Annotated in this window: 16 protein-coding genes, 1 tRNA gene and 1 pseudogene; 8 read left to right on the top strand and 10 right to left on the bottom strand. The window is 46.6% G+C overall.

Annotation, left to right across the window (positions count from 1 at the left end):
* Positions 1 to 7 precede the first annotated feature (7 nt).
* Positions 8 to 1,735, bottom strand: coding sequence for a succinate dehydrogenase/fumarate reductase flavoprotein subunit (locus tag NC996_RS09805; protein WP_190682728.1), 1,728 nt, complete (start codon positions 1,733 to 1,735; stop codon positions 8 to 10).
* A 183-nt stretch (positions 1,736 to 1,918) separates the two neighbouring features.
* On the bottom strand, positions 1,919 to 2,230 hold the full coding sequence (locus NC996_RS09800; protein WP_190412006.1) for a hypothetical protein: 312 nt from the start codon (positions 2,228 to 2,230) through the stop codon (positions 1,919 to 1,921).
* Positions 2,231 to 2,939: 709 nt separating this feature from the next.
* On the opposite strand from NC996_RS09800, the gene NC996_RS09795 reads away from it, so the two are divergent.
* Positions 2,940 to 6,896 (top strand): PAS domain S-box protein, encoded by a 3,957-nt coding sequence (locus NC996_RS09795; RefSeq protein WP_190682542.1) that lies wholly within the window; start codon positions 2,940 to 2,942, stop codon positions 6,894 to 6,896.
* A gap of 159 nt (positions 6,897 to 7,055) precedes the next feature.
* Positions 7,056 to 7,598 (top strand): GAF domain-containing protein, encoded by a 543-nt coding sequence (locus tag NC996_RS09790; protein ID WP_190439575.1) that lies wholly within the window; start codon positions 7,056 to 7,058, stop codon positions 7,596 to 7,598.
* Between the two features lie 241 nt (positions 7,599 to 7,839).
* Here NC996_RS09790 and NC996_RS09785 read toward each other — a convergent pair whose 3' ends face one another.
* From NC996_RS09785 to NC996_RS09765, 5 genes are all read right to left on the bottom strand, one after another.
* Complete coding sequence (locus NC996_RS09785; protein WP_190682539.1) at positions 7,840 to 9,666, bottom strand: metallophosphoesterase family protein; 1,827 nt, start codon at positions 9,664 to 9,666, stop codon at positions 7,840 to 7,842.
* A 153-nt stretch (positions 9,667 to 9,819) separates the two neighbouring features.
* Positions 9,820 to 9,893: transfer RNA gene (locus tag NC996_RS09780), tRNA-Pro, on the bottom strand.
* Positions 9,894 to 9,942: 49 nt separating this feature from the next.
* Positions 9,943 to 10,308: a DUF1818 family protein gene (locus tag NC996_RS09775; protein WP_190682536.1), complete on the bottom strand. Its 366-nt coding sequence runs from the start codon at positions 10,306 to 10,308 to the stop codon at positions 9,943 to 9,945.
* A 62-nt stretch (positions 10,309 to 10,370) separates the two neighbouring features.
* Complete coding sequence (locus NC996_RS09770; protein ID WP_242037447.1) at positions 10,371 to 10,991, bottom strand: hypothetical protein; 621 nt, start codon at positions 10,989 to 10,991, stop codon at positions 10,371 to 10,373.
* Positions 10,992 to 11,010: 19 nt separating this feature from the next.
* Positions 11,011 to 11,238, bottom strand: coding sequence for a DNA-directed RNA polymerase subunit omega (locus tag NC996_RS09765; RefSeq protein WP_190416141.1), 228 nt, complete (start codon positions 11,236 to 11,238; stop codon positions 11,011 to 11,013).
* 230 nt (positions 11,239 to 11,468) lie between these two features.
* Here NC996_RS09765 and NC996_RS09760 point away from each other — a divergent pair, with 230 nt between their 5' ends.
* Complete coding sequence (locus NC996_RS09760; RefSeq protein ID WP_190682533.1) at positions 11,469 to 12,206, top strand: GDSL-type esterase/lipase family protein; 738 nt, start codon at positions 11,469 to 11,471, stop codon at positions 12,204 to 12,206.
* Here the strand turns inward: NC996_RS09760 and NC996_RS09755 are convergent.
* Both NC996_RS09755 and NC996_RS09750 read right to left on the bottom strand, forming a co-directional pair.
* Positions 12,192 to 12,722, bottom strand: a complete 531-nt coding sequence (locus NC996_RS09755) for a pentapeptide repeat-containing protein (protein ID WP_199302869.1) — start codon at positions 12,720 to 12,722, stop codon at positions 12,192 to 12,194. The two genes, NC996_RS09760 and NC996_RS09755, sit on opposite strands and share 15 nt — an antisense overlap.
* 96 nt (positions 12,723 to 12,818) lie before the next feature.
* Positions 12,819 to 14,258 carry an LCP family protein gene (locus NC996_RS09750; protein ID WP_339380519.1) on the bottom strand — a complete coding sequence of 480 codons (1,440 nt, stop codon included), beginning with the start codon at positions 14,256 to 14,258 and terminating at the stop codon, positions 12,819 to 12,821.
* Between the two features lie 262 nt (positions 14,259 to 14,520).
* On the opposite strand from NC996_RS09750, the gene NC996_RS09745 reads away from it, so the two are divergent.
* The 4 genes from NC996_RS09745 to NC996_RS09730 all read left to right on the top strand — a co-directional run bounded on the left by NC996_RS09745 (position 14,521) and on the right by NC996_RS09730 (position 21,515).
* A complete protein-coding gene (locus NC996_RS09745; protein WP_190682529.1) occupies positions 14,521 to 15,582 on the top strand; it encodes a mannose-1-phosphate guanylyltransferase in 1,062 nt (353 codons plus the stop codon).
* 135 nt (positions 15,583 to 15,717) lie between these two features.
* Positions 15,718 to 17,370, top strand: a complete 1,653-nt coding sequence (locus tag NC996_RS09740) for an AarF/ABC1/UbiB kinase family protein (protein WP_339380518.1) — start codon at positions 15,718 to 15,720, stop codon at positions 17,368 to 17,370.
* 266 nt (positions 17,371 to 17,636) lie between these two features.
* Complete coding sequence (locus tag NC996_RS09735; RefSeq protein WP_199302868.1) at positions 17,637 to 19,748, top strand: glycosyltransferase family 39 protein; 2,112 nt, start codon at positions 17,637 to 17,639, stop codon at positions 19,746 to 19,748.
* A 291-nt stretch (positions 19,749 to 20,039) separates the two neighbouring features.
* Positions 20,040 to 21,515: a glycosyltransferase family 39 protein gene (locus NC996_RS09730; RefSeq protein WP_190682526.1), complete on the top strand. Its 1,476-nt coding sequence runs from the start codon at positions 20,040 to 20,042 to the stop codon at positions 21,513 to 21,515.
* 56 nt (positions 21,516 to 21,571) lie between these two features.
* Here the strand turns inward: NC996_RS09730 and NC996_RS09725 are convergent.
* A pseudogene (locus tag NC996_RS09725) lies at positions 21,572 to 21,745 on the bottom strand (glutathione S-transferase N-terminal domain-containing protein); the annotation flags it as partial.
* Between the two features lie 291 nt (positions 21,746 to 22,036).
* Here NC996_RS09725 and NC996_RS09720 point away from each other — a divergent pair.
* Entirely contained in the window at positions 22,037 to 23,527 is a 1,491-nt protein-coding gene (locus NC996_RS09720; RefSeq protein WP_199302866.1) for an AAA family ATPase, read from the top strand.
* Positions 23,528 to 23,621: the final 94 nt, after the last annotated feature.

The raw sequence follows: 23,621 nt of genomic DNA, 5'->3' as shown, positions 1-23,621 counted from the left end.
TAATCACTTAATACTTCCGTTCCTTTGGCTCAAACATAGTAATGTTTACCGGGCGATCGCGCAAATCGATCCCGGCTGGAGAATAGAAAGCCATCGTGTGCTTGAGGAAATTCTCATCGTCACGCTCAGGATAATCTTCGCGGTAATGAGCGCCTCGACTTTCTTGACGGTTGAGCGCCGATGTCAGAATCATTTGTCCGACAATAATCAAACTGCGGAGTTCCAGCGCCTCGATGACTTCAGTATTCCAGAGTTTACCTTTGTCATCCAGGTAAATATCCTGGGATTGCTGCTGAATCTGTTGCAGCTTGTTCAAACCTTCGCGCATCAATTCCTCGCTGCGGAAGACACCGCAATACTCAGTCATGCAGTCTTGGAAGGCTTGACGCACTTGGTTAATCCGGTACTGACCCGATTGTTCTAGTTGCGCTTGGATTTTGCAGTGAGCTTCTAGCAGATAGGGTTGCTCATCCAGTTCTGGCAGCTTGCGGTTTTGGACAAATTGCGCGATCGTTGCCCCCGTTTTTCTGCCATAAACCACACACTCCAACAGGGAATTACTGCCCAATCGATTTGCCCCGTGAACCGAGACACAAGCAGCTTCTCCAGCGGCAAAGAAAGCGTCAATTAAACCATCTGGGCCACTTTTCACCTGACCGCTGGTATTGACGGGGATGCCGCCCATTGAATAGTGAGCCGTAGGGCGCACGGGCATCGGTTGATCTACGGCGTCGATGCTGAGTAATCGGTGAGCTTCTTCCCAAGCAAAGGGAACCCGACTCATAATTTTTTCTCGCCCCATGTGGCGCAAGTCGAGATAGACAAAGGGACCACCGGCGCTGCCATTGGGATGAACGCCCCTTCCGGCGCGAATTTCTCGCGCGATCGCTCGTGAAGTAATATCGCGGGGAGCGAGTTCCATGCGACTGGGGGCATAAGTCGCCATAAAGCGATCGCCCTCAGCGTTGATCAAATACGCGCCTTCACCCCGCACAGCTTCCGAAATCAGCACTCCCACCGGATACAAGCCCGTCGGGTGAAACTGCACAAACTCCATATCTTCCAACGGCACCCCGGCGAGGGCAGACATCGCCAACCCATCCCCCGTCGAGGCGTAGTCATTCGAGGTGGTGTTAAATACCCTGCCATAGCCGCCCGTGGCGAACATCACCGCCTTCGCCCGCACAACCTCAATTCGCCCATCCAGAATCTGGTACATCACCACACCCTTCGCCTGGGCGTCTTCCAGAATCAGCTGCATCACGTACCACTCATCGTAGATGCGGACGCCGTGACGCCGGAGATTATTCACCAGTTCGTGCAGAATCGCGTGACCCGTCTTATCCGCTGCATAGCAAGTGCGCCGGTGAGAATGTCCCCCAAAAGCTCGCTGGGCAATCCGACCATCCGGCAATCGGGAAAACAATACTCCCATGTGTTCCAGGTCGATGATCGTGTCTGGAGCCTCGCGGGTGAGGATTTCCACCGCATCCTGATCCGCCAGGTAGTCAGATCCCTTTACGGTGTCAAAAGCGTGGTCTTTCCAAGTGTCTTCAGGGTCTACATTCTTCAGCGTTGCCGCCATACCCCCCTGCGCGGCGACCGAATGGGAACGAATCGGGTGAGTTTTGGCAATCAGCGCCACATCTAAGCTGGGTTCTGTGCGGGCAATCTCTAAGGCGGCGCGACACCCCGCTAATCCACCTCCCACAATCACGACATCGTGTTCAAGCATCTTTAAGATCCGCTCTTTGGAATTCTTACATCCATGCTGACGCAAATAAAAACTTCCCCACCACAAAGCGGGGAAGTTCTTCATAAATTTCTTTTTAGTCCTAATACCTGTTTTGGCGTCTCAGTCCTCAGTCCTCAGTCCTTAGCCCTCAGTTCTCAGTGTTGACCAAAGACTGATGGCTCTTCAACTAGTCACTTGGGCAGGGTTTTGGTTGGGTAAACTGCCACCAACGGTCTCAGTGGTGTCCTGGATATCCATTGCAGAAACCTCAATGTGGTTAAACAACGTGGTCACGAAGGCAAAGAGCAAGAAGGGCAAAGACAGCACTAGGATGAGTCCGACAGTCATTAGGGCGTAAATTTGCCGAGTGGTACTCCACAGCGCTAGTGCAGAGGCGAGACTAATGAAGATGACAATCAGCCAAACGATGATTTGCCCATAGATATCGCCAAAGGAGAGAGTACAGACGAAGCGATACTTTTGCATTTTATCCATGACGTTTCCCTTGCAACATTCCTTTAAAGTTCTAGGTTAAGGTTCTGACACGGGCTTGGCAGATTTCTAAATCTTTTTACAAGAGTTGCAATATAGCTTTACAATCTACCCCAGTGTGCCGAACGGTTGCTACTCACTGCGTTCCAGCCATAGCGATCGCTCTCGAATTTAAAATCATTATCCTTCCTAGCCGCATTCTAAGAATGATTATCGGAAGGTGATTCTTCTTTTTATAGCAAGAAAGCCCAGCTTTGAGTGTTTTAGCGCCGCAGCGACTCCGATTGAGCATTTTGTCGGTAATTTTCTAGCTAATTTTCAGCGATCGCTCTCTTGACAAATGAACTCTCGTTTAATTTATTAATTTTCTATATTGACGCCAGAGACCTTTTTTACCACAACAATTACGTAGAAAAACCTATCAATCGTTAAACATTGATATTCATTTCCAGTTGGCATACGTAATATTACGGCGATCGCTATGCGAATTGAGTATGTTTTCTAGAAAAATTACAGTTGTCGTGGCTATGGGCTGGGATTAAAAATTTTAATTACTAAACATAATTTTCTAGAATTTTGGCTTCTCAGCTTCTCTCGTCGAGAAAAAATGTAAAGGTTAATTGTATGTTTTTATACTCTACAAGTTTACAAAGTTGAGCGAAAATTAGGAACACGTAGTAGGAGCTATATGCTGCAATTTTTGCAGATTTTTTTGGATTCAAACTCTTTTATTCCACATGGACATTGTTACTTGTGGAAACCAGAGTTAGTAGGGCTGCATATCATATCAGATGTGCTAATCGCTCTTGCCTATTACTCTATTCCTATCACACTCTTTTACTTCGTTCACCAGCGAAAAGATTTACCCTATGCAGGGATATTTCTATTATTTGGAACCTTTATTATTTCCTGTGGTACCACTCATCTCATAGAAGTGTGGACGCTTTGGCATCCGATTTATGGGATAGCTGGTTTTATGAAAGCGCTAACTGCTGGAATATCAGTCTATACAGCAGCAAGCTTAGTGCCCTTAATTCCCAAAGCTCTAGCATTACCTAGCCCAGCTCAATTAGAGATAGCTAACCGCAAACTTGAAACCGAAATGATTGAGCGCAGGCACATTGAGGAAGAACTGCGAAAGTCGCAACAAATGCTGCAATTGGTAATGGATAACATCCCCCAATTTATCTTTTGGAAAGACAGAAGTTCAGTCTATTTGGGGTGCAATTGGAATTTTGCACAGCTAGTAGGGGTTGGCAAGCCAGAAAATATTGTTGGAAAAACCGACTACGATTTGTTGTTCACAGAAAAAACGGGCTTATTGCGGGATAGCGAACGGCGAATTATGGAAACAAATACGCCAGAATATCACAGCATTGAATCGGCTCTTAAGGCGGATGGTAAACCGTCTTGGATAGACAGTAACAAAGTTCCACTCCATGATGGTGAAGAAAACGTGGTCGGCATCCTTTGCACTTTTGAAGATATTACCGAACGGAAAGCTGCTGAAGAAGAGTTACGTAAGAGCCGAGAACGGTTTGATTTAGCAGTTCAAGGTTCTAAAGATGGATTATGGGATTGGGATATAGCAACCAACGAGACCTATTTTTCACCTCAATGGAAGAAGATGCTGGGCTATGAAGAGCATGAGTTGCCCAATCAGATTGAAGAGTGGGAAAAACGATTGCATCCCGATGACCGCGATCGCGCGATCGCGACCGTCCAAGCTTATCTCATGAATAGCCAAGCTTCTAATTACGAATTACAGCATCGCTTGCAGCACAAAGATGGCTCTTATCGGTGGATTTTAGCGCGGGGAGCAGCGCTGCGAGATGACAATGGCAAAGCGATTCGGATGGCGGGATCGCACACGGACATCACCCAGCGCCAGCGAGCCGAGGAAACTGCGAAAAAAGCCAAAGAAGAACTAGAATTCAGCTACAGCCTTGTGTGTGCGGTGATTGAAGGCACCCCGGATGCTATTTATGTGAAGGATCTTCAGGGTCGCTATTTGATGATCAACTCAGCGGGTGCGAATGTTTTTGGCAGACCGGAAGGGAAAATTATTGGCAAGGATGATACCGAATTACTGCCCCCAGACTTGGCATATCCAGTCATGGAGACTGACAGCCAAATCATGACGACGGGCGTGACTCAAGTTGTCGAGGAAACGATACTCACCACAGGGATTACCCGGACATTTCTTTCCACAAAAAGCGTCTACCGCGACCCCAAAGGAAAGGTTATCGGTTTAGTTGGCGTAGCGCGGGAAATCACCCAGCGCAAACAAGCAGAGGAAGCACTCAAGAAAGCCAAAGAAGAACTAGAAATCCGCGTTGAGGAGCGTACCTGCGAATTAAGAGCTGCCATTGGGCAATTGCAAAGCGAAATTGCCAACCGGGAAGAGGCAGAGGCGGCGCTGAAGGCGAGTGAGCAAAGATACCGCCATTTGGTCGAGACTTCCCAGGATTTGATTTGGTCGGTGGATAGACAGGGGCGATTTACATTTGTGAACTCTGCGGTTAAACAAATGCATGGATACGATCCCCAAGAAATGATCGGGCGTTTGTTCACCGATTTCCAGCCACCGGAACAAGTGGAGCAGAACTGGCAGATACATCTGCGCCTGCTGGAGGGTGAGCCGTATTTCCAATACGAGACGGTGCATCTGCGTAAAGATGGAACGCCGATTCAGATGAGCTTCAACGCGATCGCATCTAAGGACGACGCCGGAAACATCCTCGGCACCACGGGCACTGCGAGGAACATCACAAGTGCCAAACAGGCTGAAGCCGCTCTGAGGGAGAGCGAACAGCAGCTTCAAGCAATTCTGGCTTACTCTCCAGCCGCTATCTACGTCAAGGATATTCAAGGTCGTAATATTTTGATGAACCGGAAGTGTGCCAACTTGCTCAACGTGGATGCAAAGGCAGTCAAAGGGAAGACAGAGTTCGAGTACTTACCTTATGAGGTCGCTGAGGCATTGCAAACCAACGATCAAAAGGTACTTGCGGCAGGGATTCCTTTAGAAAGTGAGGAAGTGATTCCTCAAGACGACGGCTTACACACCTACATTTCGATGAAGTTTCCGCTTTACGACGACAATGGTATGCCTTATGCAGTTTGCGGCATTTCCACCGACATCACCGAACGCAAACAGGCTGAAGTCGCTCTGCAACTATCGGAAACTCGATTCAGACAACTCGCTCAGCAGGAAGAACTACTCAACCGTCTAGCTAACCAGATCCGGAACACCCTCGATCTAGATACGATTCTAGAAACCGCCGTCGGGGCGATCCAAAGGCGGATGGGGATTGAGTCATGCACCTTCGCTTGGTATCGCCCCCATTCCTCACCCCCCGGATGGGAGGTTGTTAAGGAAGCGAGAACTTCCACCGAAGCGAACTGGCTTGGCTTCTATCCGGTGGGATTTTTTCCAAAGTTTGAGGAAAAAATGCTGAATTTAGAAATGTTCCGCCTGGATGAAGTGCAAACTCCGGACGATCCAGTCATTCCGCAAACATTACTCGTTGCAGGCACTCGGTCAGCGCTGGCGCTGCCAATACAGACACCGAGTGGCGAACTGGGTGCCTTGGCTTGTCATCGCCGGAACCAAGTGCAACCTTGGACGGACAGCGAGGTGGAATTACTCTCGGCGGTTGTCAACCAGCTAGCGATCGCGATTAACCAAGCCGAACTTTACAACCAGCAGCTTGATGCCGCTAGCACTGCCCAAACTAAAGCCGCTCAGCTTGAACACGCCTTGCGCGAACTGAAGCAAACTCAAGCTCAACTGATTCAAAGTGAAAAAATGTCCTCTTTAGGACAGTTGGTTGCGGGGGTTGCTCACGAAATTAACAATCCCGTTAACTTCATCTCCGGCAATCTCTCTTACGCTAATGCATACGCTCTCGATTTACTACGCCTGCTTCAGCTCTACCAGGAACACTATCCCCAGCCACCCGCCGCCATTCAAGCTCAGGCGGAAGAAATCGACCTGGTTTTCCTACTCGAAGACCTGCCTAAAATCCTATCTTCTATGAAGGTAGGAGCTGACCGCATCCGCGAAATAGTCCTGAGTTTACGAAACTTCTCTCGTCTTGATGAGGCAGAGATGAAGACTGTCGATATTCATGAAGGCATCGATAGCACGCTGCTAATCCTGCAAAATCGTCTGAAAGCCAAACCGGATCGTTCGGGTATTCAGATCGTCAAAGAATATGGCAACCTACCCAAAGTTGAATGCTATGCGGGACAGATTAATCAAGTATTTATGAATATTTTGACGAATGCGATTGATGCCCTCGAAGCAGTTCATTGCTCGCCGTTCGCCGTTCGCGGCAATAAACTATCAACGATGAACCCCGAAGAATCTCCAACAATTTGGATTCGGACTTCTACGGTGCAACCCAATCAAGTCAGGATTCAGATTGCTGACAATGGCCCAGGAATGACGGAGGAAGTCAGCAGTCGGTTATTCGATCCGTTTTTTACAACTAAGCCGGTCGGTTCTGGGACAGGTTTGGGGATGTCAATTAGCTACCAAATTGTAGATAAGCATAACGGTCAACTGAAGTGTATTTCAGCACCGGGACAGGGTGCAGAGTTCTTAATTGAGATTCCAATTGAGCAACAAAAAAGTCAATTACTGGTGAATCAAGAAGTATAAAATGTTAATTTCTGCTGTATAGGACATTGCACACCCCCAAAAAATAAGAGCGATCGCTGTTTGCATCAATCTCTTAGCTTTTAGAGTGGATGCTATTTGGACTATAGCGTTATCATAAAAAACATTCAATTGTCATAACTCAGTCGGATTTGTCTTCCCGTGCAAAGTAACTTTAACAGAGATTCTGACTCTAGTCCTGCTATACAAGATAGCGATCCGGGTTTGCGAGCATTTGCTAACCGTCTTGCCAATAGTATCGAGCGAGATGTTTTAGTTCAAAAGACGACCGACGAGCTAAGAGATTTGCTTCAAGTCGATCGCGTCGTTTTATATTACTTTTATCGCCAATGGAAAGGGCAGGTTACGTTTGAGTCCTTGAGGTCTAGAGAATACTCGATCTTCGGCTCAACAGGCCCCGATGATTGTTTTAATGATGAATATGCTGCCTTGTACCAAGCAGGAAGGGTACGAGCGATCGCAGATATTGAATTAGAACCGATTAACCCTTGCCACCGCGATTTTCTCCGCACGATGAAGGTACGCGCTAATTTAGTGGTGCCAATTCTCAATTCTGTTCGGTTGTGGGGATTGCTAGTTGCTCATAATTGTCAGGATGCTCGTACCTGGACATCATCGGATCTTGAAGCAATGCAAAAAGCAGCAGAAACTTTGGCAACGGCTCCTTCAATCCGAGATAGCTAAGTTGTGCTATTTCTTCAATGATTCGTGAAGGCGAAATCCCCGATTTCGAGCGAGAAACCGGGGATATAAACCACTGGTATCTCAAAACTCATATCGGATTCTTATAAAAGTAACTGTAAAGGGGATTGCTTTACCTAATTTTAGGCAATTTATGCTTGCAAAATGGTGGGGTAACAACTTTTTAGAATGATTGAGCGATCGCGCTCATTGCCTACTCGATAAATCGCCAGGTAAATTCCCTCTATTTCAGCTTAAATTCATCAAACTTTACCACCTCTGAGTCCAGTTTTCGCGTATCAAAACGGTAACTGCTCACCGTACCCGTTCCCGTGTCGAAGATGCTAAATGCCGTAATCTCATTACTCGCCACATACGGTAATGGCTTCCCATCTTCACCCATTAGCGGCGCAATGGTTGGTACTACTGCCTCTAACCCATTTGGATCGCCCGTTACGATATCATTCTCTTGATACTCTTCTGGTACAGGTCGCTTCTTTTCGCCCAGCGCCGCACCGTAGGAGTTGCCGACATTCGAGGTTTCTAAAAAGTGCATCCCGGTAGAACTGACAAAGCGATTCCACAGGTGCGAGTGCCCATAAAATACTAACTGCACATTAGCAGCCTCTAGCAACGGCTCCACATCTCGGATAATGTAATCTGCTTCTCTAGGGTACTTGTAACGCACCGATTTAATATTGCCATTCGCATCTCGGTCGATTGTCTGCACCGGATCGGTATAAGGAGGGACAATGTTATCCCCCAGTGAATGTGGTGGGTGATGAAACATCACAACTTTATACTTTGCTTGCTTAAACTCCGGGCTATTCAGTTCTTTTTCGAGCCAGGTGTATTGTTCGCTACCCTTGGCAATTGGCTCAAAGATGTGCTGCCCATATCCCCACTTTTCCGGGTTATTTAAGTGTTGTTCTCGTTCGCGGTATCTTCCCTTTGTCTTCTCCTCTAATCCCCAGTAACGCCACGCATTGGTCGCGTAAAGCACCACCAACCGCACATCACCAAATGTGACGGCATAATATTTTTTTCCACCCTCCCTACTTTCGGGTAAAGTAAAAATTTCTTCGTAAGTATCGGTATTAAAAGAATTATCTTTTAACGGTTGAAGAGACGCCAAATTGCGCTTCGTGTCCTCACCGGGGTTTAGTTGCTCTGCCTTTTTTTCCTCTGCCTTTTGTGCATAAATTTTCTGAGCAGCCCAACGAGGATAGGAGTCATCGAACTGATCGTTTAAGCTACTTTCCATCGAGAAGCGTCCCATCACCTCATGATTGCCAATCGCTGCAAACATGGGGGCGTTTTGAATTATCTGTCCGCCCCGATAAACCGTCTTGACACCGTTGTGTTCAAGTTCATTGTGTTCAAGTTCGTAGTTGCTGCGACCTTGGAGGCAAGGAAAGAAGGCACCCCCCCGATTATCATCAAACCACTCGGAGGCACGGTCGGGAATGTTGACTAAGTCACCGACAAAGAAGACAGCGTCTACTTGCCCGACGGTCTCAACGACCTTCTGAAGATTGGCAGATGTCATCGGCTTGAGCTGGTGGTCGGAAGTCAGCAAAATTTTCAGTGATGTGCCCGGTGTGGGTTTGGGGGCGAGCGTGAATACCTTACTGCTAACGCTCGTACCATCTTCCCGCAGGCTAGTGACGCGATAAGAAACTCGCGTGCCAGGAGTTAACCCAGTCACCTCTGCTTCGTGCCGCCAGATGTCTCGGCTGGTCGGCTGCTGGTAAATCTGACCGTCTTGAGTCTGATTTCCTACCCGCGATTGACTATCCTCACGAGTGCGGCTGAGTTTGGTGGTACTGGCGACGACACTGCGAGCGAGATTCTCACCGTAGGCGACACGATGCTCACCAGCAAACTCAGTAAACCACACGACTCGCACGCTTGTTTCGGTCGGCAGTTGTAGAAAGGGATCGGTTAGCAGCTGGGGTTGAGATGTCATAACTGGCTGCTTAGTTAATAGGACAATTATTAGGGTAAGCGATGTCACAACCAGAAAAATAGCTGCCGTCAGCAGAGAGCGGCTGGTTAAACGTCTGAGCATAAGCGATCGCTCCACAGCAATAACCGCGATACAGGCTCCCTACACATTAAGCCATGAGCTTCTATGACTTAGCTTCTATGACAATGATGAGCGATTTTTTATCTCCCTCAGGAGAACTCGCCCCTTTCAACTTAACGGATTCTGCCGGACTAATCGGAGTGGCGGGATTCGAACCCACGACCTCAGCTACCCCAAAGCTGCGCGCTACCAACCTGCGCTACACCCCGGCACAGTCTTATATTCTATATCAGCTTTTTTAAAGCTGTCAAGATGCAATCAGAAAACCTTTAACATTTGAGCCGCTTGCATCAAACCCGGTACTGCTGCCTCATTCCAGCTACCCTCACCCCGCCGTCCCGTGTGGAGAATGAAGCGAAGGCTGTAAGCATGGGGGTAGCCCTCCACTTCCATCCAAAGTAAGTCGCTTTCAGTTTCGCAGGCGATTTTCTCCTCATCCATCAACTCAGTCGCGATCTGGCTCATACTTTCTACCAATTGCGCCAGCAAGCGACAAAACTCATTTAACTCTGCCTCTGTCAGCTCTATCGCCCAATCATCCCCACCAACTAACCCTTTAAACTCACTCGTGTTAGGGTTCCAGCCAATGCGCCAGCCAACTCCACTTTTGATGAGACGTTCCATAAAAGTCATTAAAAATCAAAAACTAAAGCGCTTTTCTTACATTTTTAGTTTTTAATTTTTCATTACTTGAGTAACTGAGCATCTCCTGGCTGAGGCAGTGCTAGCCCTCCACTGGGTTTGGGTGCTGCCTGTGGCTGAGGTGAAGCGCTGGGAGAAGGTACGGGTGCCTGCTGCTGAGAATTGGGAGTGAATAGACTCACGAGGACTTGAACTAAGGCGTCTCGTTGCGCTCGATTCAGACGTTCAATGACCGCGCGATCGCTCTGCATGGGATTTTTCTGCAACGTATCATAACCCGGATATAGCGACTCCTGGATTAGTTCGTTTGCGCCCAGATAGTCCGCCAAGGTCAGTTTCCAGTCCAGCCGATAATTGGGCGGACGTGATTTTACATAAACGTGATACCGGATGATGCGCCCCACTAGGGTATTTTCCGATGCCTGCTTGCCAGTTTCCTTGCTGATGTATTGATTTTCTAGCGGCAAATCCGGTAGGCGTTGATAAACTTGCCGCCAGACATCCTGAGTTCCGTACATCTGGGCAATCGCAGGCTGTTCGGAAAGATGAAAAAGCGAGGATGAAGGATTAAAGATGCTTCCCCAAGGAAATAAAAACAGCGCCGTTAGAGAGGCAACGGCAAAACGTAGCATTCGCTTGGGAAATTTTCTGGTTTGTCGCTTCATCTTGCTTGTTGTTTTTTATCTAATCGCCAATAATTTCCGGTTGCGTTAGCTCATCGGACATTTCCAGAATCGCCCGCAGCACTGGCTTCATCATCGGATCGTCAACATTATCAAAGTCTTCATAGCGACGGCGCTTAGCGCGATTCGCTACTTGAACGGTAATCCGGTAGCGATTGGAGGCAGCACTCACCAGCTCTTCAGCCCGGAGTAAAACTTCGGTTGTATCAAACTTGAAACGCTTTTGCATCACGTTGGATTAGTTGTTAATTGTTGTTCGTGAGTAGCGGCGCACAGTCGCGCGACCCTCCTGTCACCTTGCACCCTTCAGTCTAGCAGGAGTCCCCAATTTTTGTGGCTGTTAGCACCGCCCGGAGATTCACTGAAGAATTTCTTTCAAGACAAAGAATCGTTTAATATTATGTAGATTCTTATCAATCTATCTATATCATTCTGAAAATAAGTTCGGGATTACAGTCCATGCAAACCCTTGTCCCTCCTACGATTAAGCCGTTTCCTGAAAGCGATCGCCATCCTCTGAAGCTTGTAGCACTGGGAGACAGTCTTGTTTATGGATTCGGCGATCCGGAAGGTGGCGGGTGGGTAGAGCGGCTGCGGCGTCGCTGGATGCTGCCGGATAGTCCGGGACACGTTCTCTACAATTTGGGTGTCCGGGGTGACGGCATCAGCCAAGTGCAACAGCGGTTAGAGCAGGAGTTTCGCCATCGCGGTGAGCTGAGAAATCGCGTACCCGATGCAATTATTCTATCAGTCGGGGTCAATGATTCGGCTCGGTTGGCTCGACCGACTGGGCGGAATTTTACCGACTTTGAAGTTTTCAAAGCAGAAATGGATTTGTTGCTGGAGCGATGTACTCAGAGCGCAACTGCAACGCTAACCCAAAGATTCTGTCCGGTACTCTTTGTGGGGATGGTGCCAGTAGATGAAGCGAAAATGCCATTTCTCGACTGTTTTTACTACAATCACGCCGATCAATATCGCTATAAAGAAGCAACGCGGCTAGCGTGTCAGTCGCGACAGATTCCTTATCTGGATATTTTCGAGCTGTGGATGAATCGGGGTGAAGATTGGTGGCGATCGCATCTTACCGAAGACGGACTCCACCCAAATGTCGCAGGCTATCAGGCATTACTCCAAGATGTCCTTAACTGGGAGCCTATGCAACAATTGGCGAACGACCGTTTAGCGACAGCCTAAGCTGTCTCGCGTAGAAACACCCGTTACTGGGTTCACACCTTCTGCTCGCTGACAGAGCTGAGATACTTCGTAGCGGTCAATTAGCGCATCCGTAAAATCTGCGCCCGTAATGATGGTGTCGTAGAAGCGAGTCCGCGTCAACGTCGCTTCCGTTAAAATCGCGTTGGTTAAATTAGCCTCGTCCAACGTTACTCGGTCTACCAAAGCCCCAGTCAGGTTTGCTCCTTCCAGATTTGCTTTTAATAACACGCCCTTGGTCAGAATCGCATTGGTAAGGTCAGCTCCCTGGAAGTTTGTTCCTCGCATTTCAGCCGCGACAAATACACCACCGACTAAATCAGCATTCGAGAAATCTCGATTTTCCAAATTAATATTGGTGTAATTAATTGTCCCTGCCTGAGCCAAAGCAGGAGTAGCACTCAACATCACCCACAGCCATGCCAAAGCTAATAGCAAGATACCGCTAAGCACGCGCACCACAAAACTTTTAATAGCTTTTGAAGTTAAAGGTTGCATAGGATTAATCAAAAATTTAAAAAGCAAGTTATTCTTTTTAAGGTTCTCCAGCTTCGTCTGCAATCAAAGATAAAAATAAGGCAGCTTTTCAATTTTTTATTGTACATTTTTCATTGTATCGAGCCAGTCTTCACCCACTCGTAGGGTAATCTCAGATTCCAAATCACCGATAGAAGCCGCTTCAATATGACCGACGCCCAGCACTCTTTTCAAAGCCGCTGCTTTTGTTAAATCGCCTTGCTGCACAATAATTTGAGTTTGGCGTTCGCGGTCGGGCCAATCATTGACAACATAAACATTTACAAATCCCTTCGCCGCCAGATATTCAGAAACACGATAAGCGATACCAGGCTGCTCGGTGGCATTTTGGATTGCGATTCTCAGGGTGCTAAGAGAACGGCTTTCCTCTACAGAGGCAAGAGTCGTTTCTTGCCCAAAATATTGGCGCATGATGCGATCTCTCCCCTCGGAATCCAGAATCCAATAGCTGGCAATGTACTCCTGGGGGTCGCTGAATCGACCGGGCAACAACACCATTTTGAAATCATCTTGCTCCAAGTTGATGCCAAAATTTGCCAGCGCTAGGGTTTCTTCTAAGCTGAGATTCGTGTCAACGTACTTCCACATCACCCGGATCAGTTGAGGCAAGCGAGGCAATACGGCTGGGTTCGTCAGACGCTGCCGCAACGACTTGAGAAGGGCTTGCTGTCGCTGCACCCGACCAATATCGCCGTTCTTGTCATTCCGGAACCGCGCAAACTGTTCTGCTTGGTCGCCATTGAGAGTTTGCCAGCCTGGGGAAAGATCGATTTTGAGTTTTTGGGTTTCGTCTACATAGGACATTGGGCGAGGAACAAATACCTCAATGCCGCCCACCAAATCCACCAACTCCCGAAAGGCGTCGGTGGTCACTCGCACGTATCGATCGATCTGCACGTTGTTTAAGGTGCGGCTGACAACTCGTGCAGATAAGGCTGCGCCCCCGTTGACATTTGCCTGGTTGATCTTGTTAAAACCAACGCCTGGAATTTCCACTCGCGTATCTCGTGGAATGGAAAGCATTTTCACAGAATGGTCGATCGGGTCTAACCGCAACAGCAGCATCGTATCGCTGTTGCCAGTGAAATTATCCGGCGAATTATCTGGTGAGTTGTGGAGGCGGTCAATTCCCATAACCAGGATATTGACGGGTCGCGCCAGACGGTACTGAAAACCTCTACCCCATCCCTCAGTCGCGGTCTTTTCTCCTGGAGTCTGGGAGGCAACGATCGGCGACAAAGGGGTAATCAGTGCTAAAGTTGCTCCCACTGTGGCAGAAACTGTTGCTGTGATGATAAAGACAGCGATCCATAACAAGCGCCGCCCCAAGTTGTTTTTTTGGGGCGAAACCTCATTTGCCACATCGCTTGTCTGCGATTGGGGTGAGGTGTCGGAATCGTCATCAACGGCATCTGTACGGGGTGCCTGCTGATTGCTAGAACCTTTAGACGTTTCGTGGTCTGGACTGGTTTGAGACTGTTTGATACCTTCTTCCACGTTTACCTCATCACCACAACCGCAGACTATATGTATCTTTCTGGAGACTTATTTCCAAGGTGGATTATAACTTTAGGTTCTCCATCTCCCAAAGGAAATGACATTGCAGCGGTGCCTTAAGCTTGTTTCTACAGGTTGGTTTCTACAGAAATTTGGGAGAAGTTGCACGAGGCGTTTGATCGGGAGCAAGCACAAAGGTTAAACAGCGATCGCGATCGCGTCAAGGTTAACATAGAGCCGAAAAGAATCGCTAAAGCCAAAAATGAACCAATCGCTAATACCTGTCATTCTCGCCGGTGGTAAAGGGGAACGCTTCTGGCCTCTCAGCCGCAAGCACCGACCCAAGCAGTTTTTAAGTTTGGATGGCAGCGGTAAGAGTTTACTGCAAGCAACTGCCGACCGGCTGTTATCTCTGGCTGGAGGCTGGGAGAAGCTATGGGTCGTTACTTCGGCTTTGCTGGCAGATGGGGTGAAAGAACAACTGCCCCAGCTACCCGTGGAAAATTTGCTCGTTGAACCAGAAGGACGCGATACTGCCCCAGCGGTCGCCTGGACAACGCTGGAAATTGCTAAGCGGTATGGAGAAAACGCTGTTGTGGGCTTTTTCCCCGCCGACCATTGGATTGCAGACGAGAAGGCTTTTCAACAAACGCTGGAAGCCGGTGCTACTTTGGCAGCAACTCAGCCATCGATTGTGACATTGGGGATTAAGCCGAATTATCCATCTACGGGCTACGGTTACATTGAGCAAGGAGAAGAAACTGGCAAGGTTGGGGAGTTTCCCACCTACCGCGTCAGCCGATTCACCGAAAAACCCGACCGCCCGACGGCAGAGGAGTTTTTGGCAACGGGTCGATTCAGCTGGAATAGCGGAATGTTCATCTTCCAAGCTGGGGTCGTGCTAGATGAACTTCGCACTTACGCGCCGGAAATGATGGATCTTCTCGAAGAAAAAGGGGTTGCAGCTTACTCTCAGATGCCGAAGAAGAGTATCGACTATGCGCTGATGGAGAAGACTCAGCTGGCTTATGTGCTGCCAGTGTCCTTCGGGTGGGACGATTTGGGAGATTGGAACGCCATCGAACGGTTGCTGAAAGGCGATAAGCCCAATGTAGAACTGGCGACTCACGTGGGAATGGATACCCAAGGGGCGATTCTCTACGCCGAGGGTGAGGATGAGGTAATCGTGACGATTGGGATGGAGGATGTGGTGATTGTACGCGATCGCAATGTCACGCTGATTGTCCAAAAAGACCGCACCCAAGAAATCAAAAAGGTTCTTGAGTTGCTACGAACCGATCCGAAGCTTGAAAAGTTGCTGTAATCTACCCTCCAACGGAAGGCAGAAGTTGGAAGTATGAAGTATTAATAAGAGGGATGATGGCTAATGGCGAATTGCGAATTGTTCAAGACCCATTAGCCAGACTTCCATGATTCCATTAGCTATCCCTTAAAACCCGTGTTTTCCTTAACCCAAACCACTTCTCGCCAAAGAGAAATCCTTGAGGTCGTCTTCCGCAACGGTTGGGACTACATGAGACGGCTCTTGACCGGCGGCAAAGCTGATGAACCGAGGCTGCCGACTCCCGCCGTCCTTCGCAACATCTTAGTGGATTTGGGTCCCGTCTATGTCAAGCTGGGGCAACTGCTCTCGACTCGCCCTGACTTACTCTCGGCGGACTACATTGAAAAACTGTCAACGCTTCAATCTGAGGTACCGCCCGTGCCTTGGTCAGAAGTTGAAGTGGTGATTCGGAAGCAATTGGATCGTCCGATGGAGGAAGTTTTCAGCACCATCAACCCGGTGGCGGTTGCTGCTGGTTCAATTGCTCAGACGCATCGCGCCACCTTAGCCGATGGGCGGGAAGTGGCTCTGAAGGTGCAGCGACCGGGAATTGATGCGATTATCTCTCAAGATATTTCCATCATTAAAGGTTTAGCCGATTTAGTTGCTCGCACCGATATTGGGCCAGATATCGATATTGTCGCTTTAGCGAACGAATTTTCTAATGCTTTGCTGGCTGAGCTTGATTTTACCCAAGAAGCTAATTTCACCAACCAGCTACGCCGCAATTTATCGACCAGCCGCTGGTTTGACCCGAAGCAGGTGGTGATTCCGGAAATTATTTGGCAGTTAACCACCCAAAAGCTATTGGTACTGGAATGGCTAGATGGGGTACCGTTGCTAGAGGCAAATTTCGAGCAAATCAACGACGGTAAAAGCCCCAGCGACCAGCGGCGAGACATCACTCGGCTACTGTGTCGCGTTTTCTTTCAACAGTTGTATCTTGACGGCTTCTTTCACGCTGACCCGCATCCAGGCAATATTTTTTATCTGAGAGATGGTCGCGTAGCGCTGCTTGACTTTGGGATGATCGGGCGACTAGACCCCCGGACTCAGCAGATTTTAACGGAGATGCTGTTAGCGATCGCAAATATTGATGCCCGTCGCTGTAGTCAGTTGACTTTGCAATTAGCTGAATCGGCTCAACCAGCAAATTTAGCAAAGTTAGAAAGTGACTTTGAAAAGCTGTTGCGAAAGTATTACAACCTGAGTCTGTCACAAATCAATTTGAGTCAAGTTTTTTATGAAGTGTTGCAAGTCGCCCGCGACAATAAAATCCGGTTGCCTAGCAATATGGGATTATATTCAAAAACGCTAGCAAATTTAGAGGGAACAGGGCATTTATTTGACCCAGACTTAAATCTCATCGAGGAAATTAAGCCTTTGATGACCGATTTATTCCGGCGTCAATTATTCGGGGATGACCCGTTACAAGCTTTGCTGAGAACAGCTTTAGATATTAAAAGTTTGTCTTTGGAATCTCCCCGCCAAGTGGAGTTGCTGCTCGAAAGAATCACTTCTGAAACGTTGAAGTGGAATATCAAGATGCCAGACATCGTTCCATTTCGTCGCAGTTTGGAGAACTCTGCTAACCGCCTTTCCTTTAGTGTTGTCGTGGGTTCCCTAATTATCGGAGCGGCGATTATCTCCAGCAATGCTCAAACAGGAGGGGGGCTATCTTTATTAAGCAATGGTTTATTTGCTGCTGCTAGCTTCCTGGGTTTGTGGCTAATTGTAAGCATCCTACGTTCTGGGCGTTTGAAGTGATAGAGTTACTGTTGTCTGGGAAGTAAACTTTTTTTATCACGAATCAAGCTTAATAGGGCAATCCTATTTAAGGTATGAGAGCCTAACAGTTTTAAATCCCCGAATTCTTGAAGAATCCGGGGATTTCGCATTTCGGAATTATATAGAACTGCTAGATCAAGGCTATCTGCTCACCGATGTTTACAAACAGCCTCTAAAAGTCGGAGAATGGGCTATTAATTTAAAGTCACATACTTCTATTGATCAAAATAAAAGGCTCTCCTCTTTTGCTCGGCATCTTTCTGGTGTCGCTGACGCTACGCATCCTGGCAATTACCGTTCCCATCAATTCTGATGAAGTGCTGTGGATGACTCGCGGTAGCACCTTTATACAGAACTTGCTGGAGGGAGATTTAACTGGCACCTATCGCCGTCATCATCCAGGCGTCACCAATATGTGGGTGATTGGCAGCAGTATGTTAGCGAATTGTCGGTTGCAAAAGCACTTCCCAAGTTTGCTAGGTCTGAATCAGCCACTAGACCTGGATGCCTGTTTCAACCAAGTTCAGTTCCCCATCCTCTTCTACGTGCTGCCGCGCTTGCTACAGGGTGCGATCGCTTCAGCGTGTATGGTAAGTTTTTATATCCTCACGAAGCGGCTGTTGGGGCAATCCGTCGCGCTATGCTCTCTTAGCCTACTGCTACTAGAACCCTTCTTTTTAGCTTATCAGCGCTACCTCACTACTGACGCGCTGATGGCGGATTTTAGTATTTTGGCGTTGCTGCTGTTTTTACTTTACTTGCGGAGCGATTTGCTAAGCGCATCAGCGCCGCTACGCGATCGCTACCGCTATCGTCGCCAGTTGCTTGTCGCCTCTGGGGTATTTATGGGACTGGCGACAGCGACAAAAGTGACAGCTTTATTTATCTTGCCTGCTGTTGCCCTCTGGATCGTGCTAATTGAGTCGGGAATCTGGCGAACCCGCTTTCCTCAAAGGGGTTGGAAGCGGCAGTTGGCGGATTTCAGGTGGTGGGGATTGAGCATTTTAGGGACAATCGTTCTAATTTGGCCTGCGATGTGGGTGTCCCCCTCCTATGTTGTGGCGCAGATTTATAAAGGTCTGTTGAAAGAGTCAGCCAGAGGCGTACTTTTCTTTTTAGGGCAAATCACTGATTCGCCGGGACTACTTTTTTATCCGCTAGTGCTGGCGTATCGTCTCTCTCCCGTGCTGCAAGTGGGGTTTCTGGTATTTTTAGCGATATTGCTAATCCCCAAGCTGCGGCGTCACCAAAAGAAGATGCCGGAAGTAACAGCACTCGCTTTAATTCCCTTGTGCGTGCTGCTGATCCTCTCAGTCAGCGACAGTAAGATTGACCGTTACATTAACCTTTTCTTGCCAGTGCTAGCACTGCTATCTGCGGTTGGCTGGCTAGAAATGATGATTTGGGTCGGACGCGGCGCGGAGGCACTGCGGCGTCGCTTCGGTAAATGGGGAATCAACCGAGGCGTAACCACAGCGATCGCGCTTTTCGGATTACAACTTATCGTCCTTGTACCTTACTATCCTTATTACCTAAGCTATTACAACCCTTTGCTGGGCGGTTCGCGTGCTGCCAAACATATATTTATGATGGGTCAAGGCGAGGGTCTGGACTTAGCCGCTAAATGGTTGAACCAGTCACCGAATGCGAAAGAAATCAAAGTCGCCAGTTGGTATAGTTCCTCATTTGCCGCCTATTTTCACGGTCAAACTTTACCGATCGAAAAAGATATCCTGCCCGATCCCCAGCCTTGGACGACAGCGAATCGCGTGGTATTGTACTACAACCAATTCCAGCGTCAGTTGCCAGAACCAAAAGCGATCGCTTACTTTGCCCCTCAGCAACCGTTATATGCGGCACGATTGCACGATATTGACTATGCACGAGTGTATCCTGGCCCGGTGCCTTTACTGGAGGATTTAGAACGCATTCAGGTTCCGCTTTCTTTGTCTTTTGGCAAGCAGGTACAATTGCTCGGTTATGACCTGAATACTTCTAAACTCTTGCCCGATGAAGCGCTGGTAGTGACATTCTACTGGAAATTTTTAGCACCGATGCCCCCTGATATGACCATTAACATCAGTCTGCGCGACACGCAAGGAAACCTGCAAAACCGTTCCGATGCACGTCCGCTGGATGGTTATTTTTTCACAGATCAAGTAACTTCAGGGACAGTCTTACGGGATGTCCATAAACTTACAGTTACACCCGGTACACCACCTAATCGCTACCGTCTTGAGGTAGGGTGGTATTCGCCCAGCAACGGACAAGCATTGGAAGTCCGTGATGCGGTCGGAAATTCCCCAGGAACCCAAGCAATCATTGGTGAGGTCGAGGTAATAAGGTCAGATACATAATATAAACGCTTGACTAATTTCACCTATTACATAAAAACCTACATAAGGTTTGTCTGCTAGCTATTTAATTGGGAGCATCTCTCTTGTGAAAATTTATATAACCCATCCTCAGCTAGGATTTCTCCCTTTCTCCTTTCTCCCTCCCCGTAAACGGGGAGGGTTAGGGTGGGGTTCCGAAGTGCAATTACTTTTTAAAATGTATTAAAAATATCCTCTCCATTTACCATTAGCTTCTCATTAATTATTGATTTTAGGCGAGCGCCGCCTATAAAATTGAAGATTTTATTAAACATGACCCATTTAAAGAATATCTTTTTTCATTTACTCATACTATTTCTCTATGTTGGCTTCGTACTTGCCATCAGACCAGTTCAACAAGCCTTTGAATTTGATTATGACGAGGGATTAAATTTAATAAAAGCGCTTTTATACTCCCAAGGCTTTTCTCTATATACGCAGATATGGAACGATCAACCACCTCTATTCACCGTCTTTTTATCCTACTGGTTTAATATATTTGGATATTCAGTTTTTGCGGCACGGGTGTTGGTTATACTCTTTTCAGCACTTCTAATCTGGTCTTTTTATCAAATTATACGCTTCTCTTTAGGAAGAATACCTGCCTTTGTCGCTACAGTATTACTCTTCACTTCATGGTTATTTCTTAGACTCAGCATTTCCGTGATGATTGGGATTCCCTCTTTATCTCTGGCAATGCTCTCTGTTTATTTGCTAACTCTCTACAAACGGCAGCGTCGTAAACATTTCATTATTTTATCAGGAGCCGTTTTAGCAGTATCTTTGCAAACGAAACTATTTACTATATTTCTGGTTCCTTTAATGATTTTTTATCTGCTGGATTTTAAACTCCGAGAACCGGAGGGAAGTAAATCAAAAAACTTCTTTCCGTCCTCTGTTTTATCTCCTCTGCTTTTATGGTTAATTTTTATTGCAGTTATCTATCTAGGAGTTAGCTTAATTTTTCAAGCTTTTAATTATGAACAGCTAGTTCAAGCACACTTGGGAGAGAAAGTTCAAGGTCAATCAACAACCTTTAATAATATTGAAAATTTACCTTACTTTCTTTATCAAGACTATGACTATGTATTTTTGGCATTCATTGGTAGTCTAGCAATTTTATTTAAAAAACAAAGAGAGGGGATTTTTCCTATAACATGGCTAGTGACTGCTAGCCTAATTCTCCTCAAGCATAAACCTGTTTGGTATCACTACTATCCTTTACTGGCGATTCCCATCTGCTGGTTAGCTGGCTATGGAGTTGCTTTAGTAATTAATTTTTTTCCAGAAGGGTGGAATTCTAATCCAAAATCTTTAAACTTCAAAAAGCTAATTTTTCCCCTCTTAGCCACAGCACTTTTGATTGTCTCTATGATTGCGATTCCTGCTAAGCCTAAAGGAAGACCACCCAAAAGTCTTGAAGTTATGAATCTAGTGTTGAAACACAAGGATTCCACTCAATGGATATTCACGGATCGTCCCATATACGCTTTTTATGCGGGTTTGCCGGTTCCTCCAGAACTTGCCGTTATGTCAGATAAACGATTTAAATCGGGAAATTTGACTTTCGATGATATTATTGCTGTTTTGAAAAAGTATCGTCCCGAACAAATTGTCTTGGGAAGATGGATTGAAACATTTAAGAGTAACAGTCAATTCAACACTTACATCGACGAAAATTACTCAAAGACTTATCAAGATGACAAAGGGACGGTAGAACATTATTTATTAAAGAAATCTTCCAGTTAGGGAAATTGCGACTGTGGCTCGAAAAGAGATGATAGTGGATTCTCAAACGCAGCGCTACCGTATTTAATGACTGGGACTTTGCCATAAAGCGAGATATCTGCGAACCACTCCGGCTTATTTTGCAAGTCAATCTCGATCAGTTTAAACTCTACACCTTTCTCAAGCAGCGCCAACCGCGTTCGATGGGCATAGGGACACACGCTTGCGCTGTAGATTTCTACTTCAGCCATGACTTTATCGTTTGCTAGTTATAGCTTGATTGTCACTTTTTCAGCTGAGTTTGTGGGTGGTTGGAGACGATGCGATCACTCCTTTGAATTGGTGGTGTGTGCCCTAGAGCTTTATCTACTTTCTGTAGCATGATTGTCTATCTGCATGTTACGATTTTTGTAACTCAGATACACCCAGTACCTGCTTAAAAAATTATGCGTCTTAAATCCATCTTTGTTCGCTTCTACAAATCGTTCAATTACGACTATATTAGGAAGCTCGACCCCAGAGTAAAGCCTAAACCTTGGGAGATGATGGATGGGATGTGGTACCCGTATGTTCAAGTTCCGATTGATCCCAAAGTAACAACAATTGTAGGGGCAAACGAGTCTGGCAAGTCTCACCTGCTAAGTGCTATTGAAAAAGCAATCTCTGGTGAAAAAATTAAACGTGAAGACTTCTGCCGCTATTCACAATTTTTTACAGTTAAGCAGGGTGAGTTAAAGTTTCCTGATTTCGGCTCTGAATGGTCAGATTTATCTGAAGAAGACCAAAAAAAAGTTCGCTCTGTTTCTGAAATACCAGAAGCAACTATCTTTGATCGTTTTTTTATATTTAGGAATAACAAAGATTATTTGACTCTATATTTACCTGATACAGAAGATAAGTACACTGTCTACAAAGCAGGAAACAACAAGAATAATGTAGAAAGTTTTCCTTCAATTCTACCACACCCCTTCAGGATTGAAGCAGATATTGCTCTTCCAGATAGTGTACCGATTAAAAAAATAATTGAGCGCATAAAAAAACCAGAGGGAACAAAAACAGAGGGGACAAAATATGAGTTTTTGGAACGATCTCAAAGAAAGAAAATTCGTGAACTGTTAGAGACTTTGCATAAAAACTCGGATTCGTTTATAAAACAACAATCATTAGTTAACCAGGTAGATTCTGAATTTAGTAAAACTATAACATCACTCATTACTGCTTTAAAAAGCTCTGCAATGAGTGAGCAAGAGTCTGAGAAACGAGAAAAAGAATTTGACCTAGCTTACAAGCTAATTTGTAAAGTTGCCAAAGTTGACACTGAGGTTCTGTCTAATCTTGCTGATTCCATGCTGGAGGGAAAAGGGGGATATACTGAGGGTCTTTTGAAAATGATCAATAATCACCTAGCAGAAAGCCTTAACTTTCCTAGTTGGTGGGTTCAAGACCGTCAGTTCTGCTTGCTATTGTCAGCTAGAGATCATGACCTAGTTTTCACAATCCGTGACCGAACTGGAACTCAGTATTCATTTGCAGAACGTAGCAGCGGACTCAAATATTTTCTGAGCTACTACATTCAGTATCGTGCTCATGAGCCACATGACACAACTCCTGAAATCCTTTTGATGGATGAACCAGATGCTTACTTATCTAGTCAAGCTCAACAGGATCTGTTGAAAATATTTGAGGCTTTCGCAAATCCTCAAGATGCTAGGCATCCAGTTCAGGTAGTCTATGTTACTCACTCTCCTTTTCTGATTGACAAGAATCACTCTCAACGGATCAGAGTTCTAGAGAAAGGTGTGGAGGAAGAGGGAACAAGGGTTGTTAAAGATGCCGCAAAAAATCACTACGAGCCGCTCAGATCGGCTTTTGGGGCTTTTGTAGGAGAAACAGCGTTTATCGGCAACTGTAACTTAATGGTAGAAGGTCCCGCTGACCAGATACTAATTGCGGGAGCGGCAACATACCTGCGCTCTCGCAATGTATCCAAACGAGAAATGTTGGATTTAAACAATAAACTTAATCGGAAATAAGAGGTTGTAGAGAAAAGTGGGATCGTTTCTATTCCTTTCACCCTAAGCTGTCACCAGCTAGCGATAGCTGAGACGGAAGTTGTGCAATCCACAA

The sequence above is a fragment of the Trichocoleus sp. ST-U2 genome (assembly GCF_039961875.1).
Taxonomy (GTDB): domain Bacteria; phylum Cyanobacteriota; class Cyanobacteriia; order Cyanobacteriales; family FACHB-T130; genus FACHB-T130.
The sequence above is the reverse complement of the archived record's forward strand: the minus strand, read 5'-3'. Positions and strand labels throughout refer to the sequence as shown.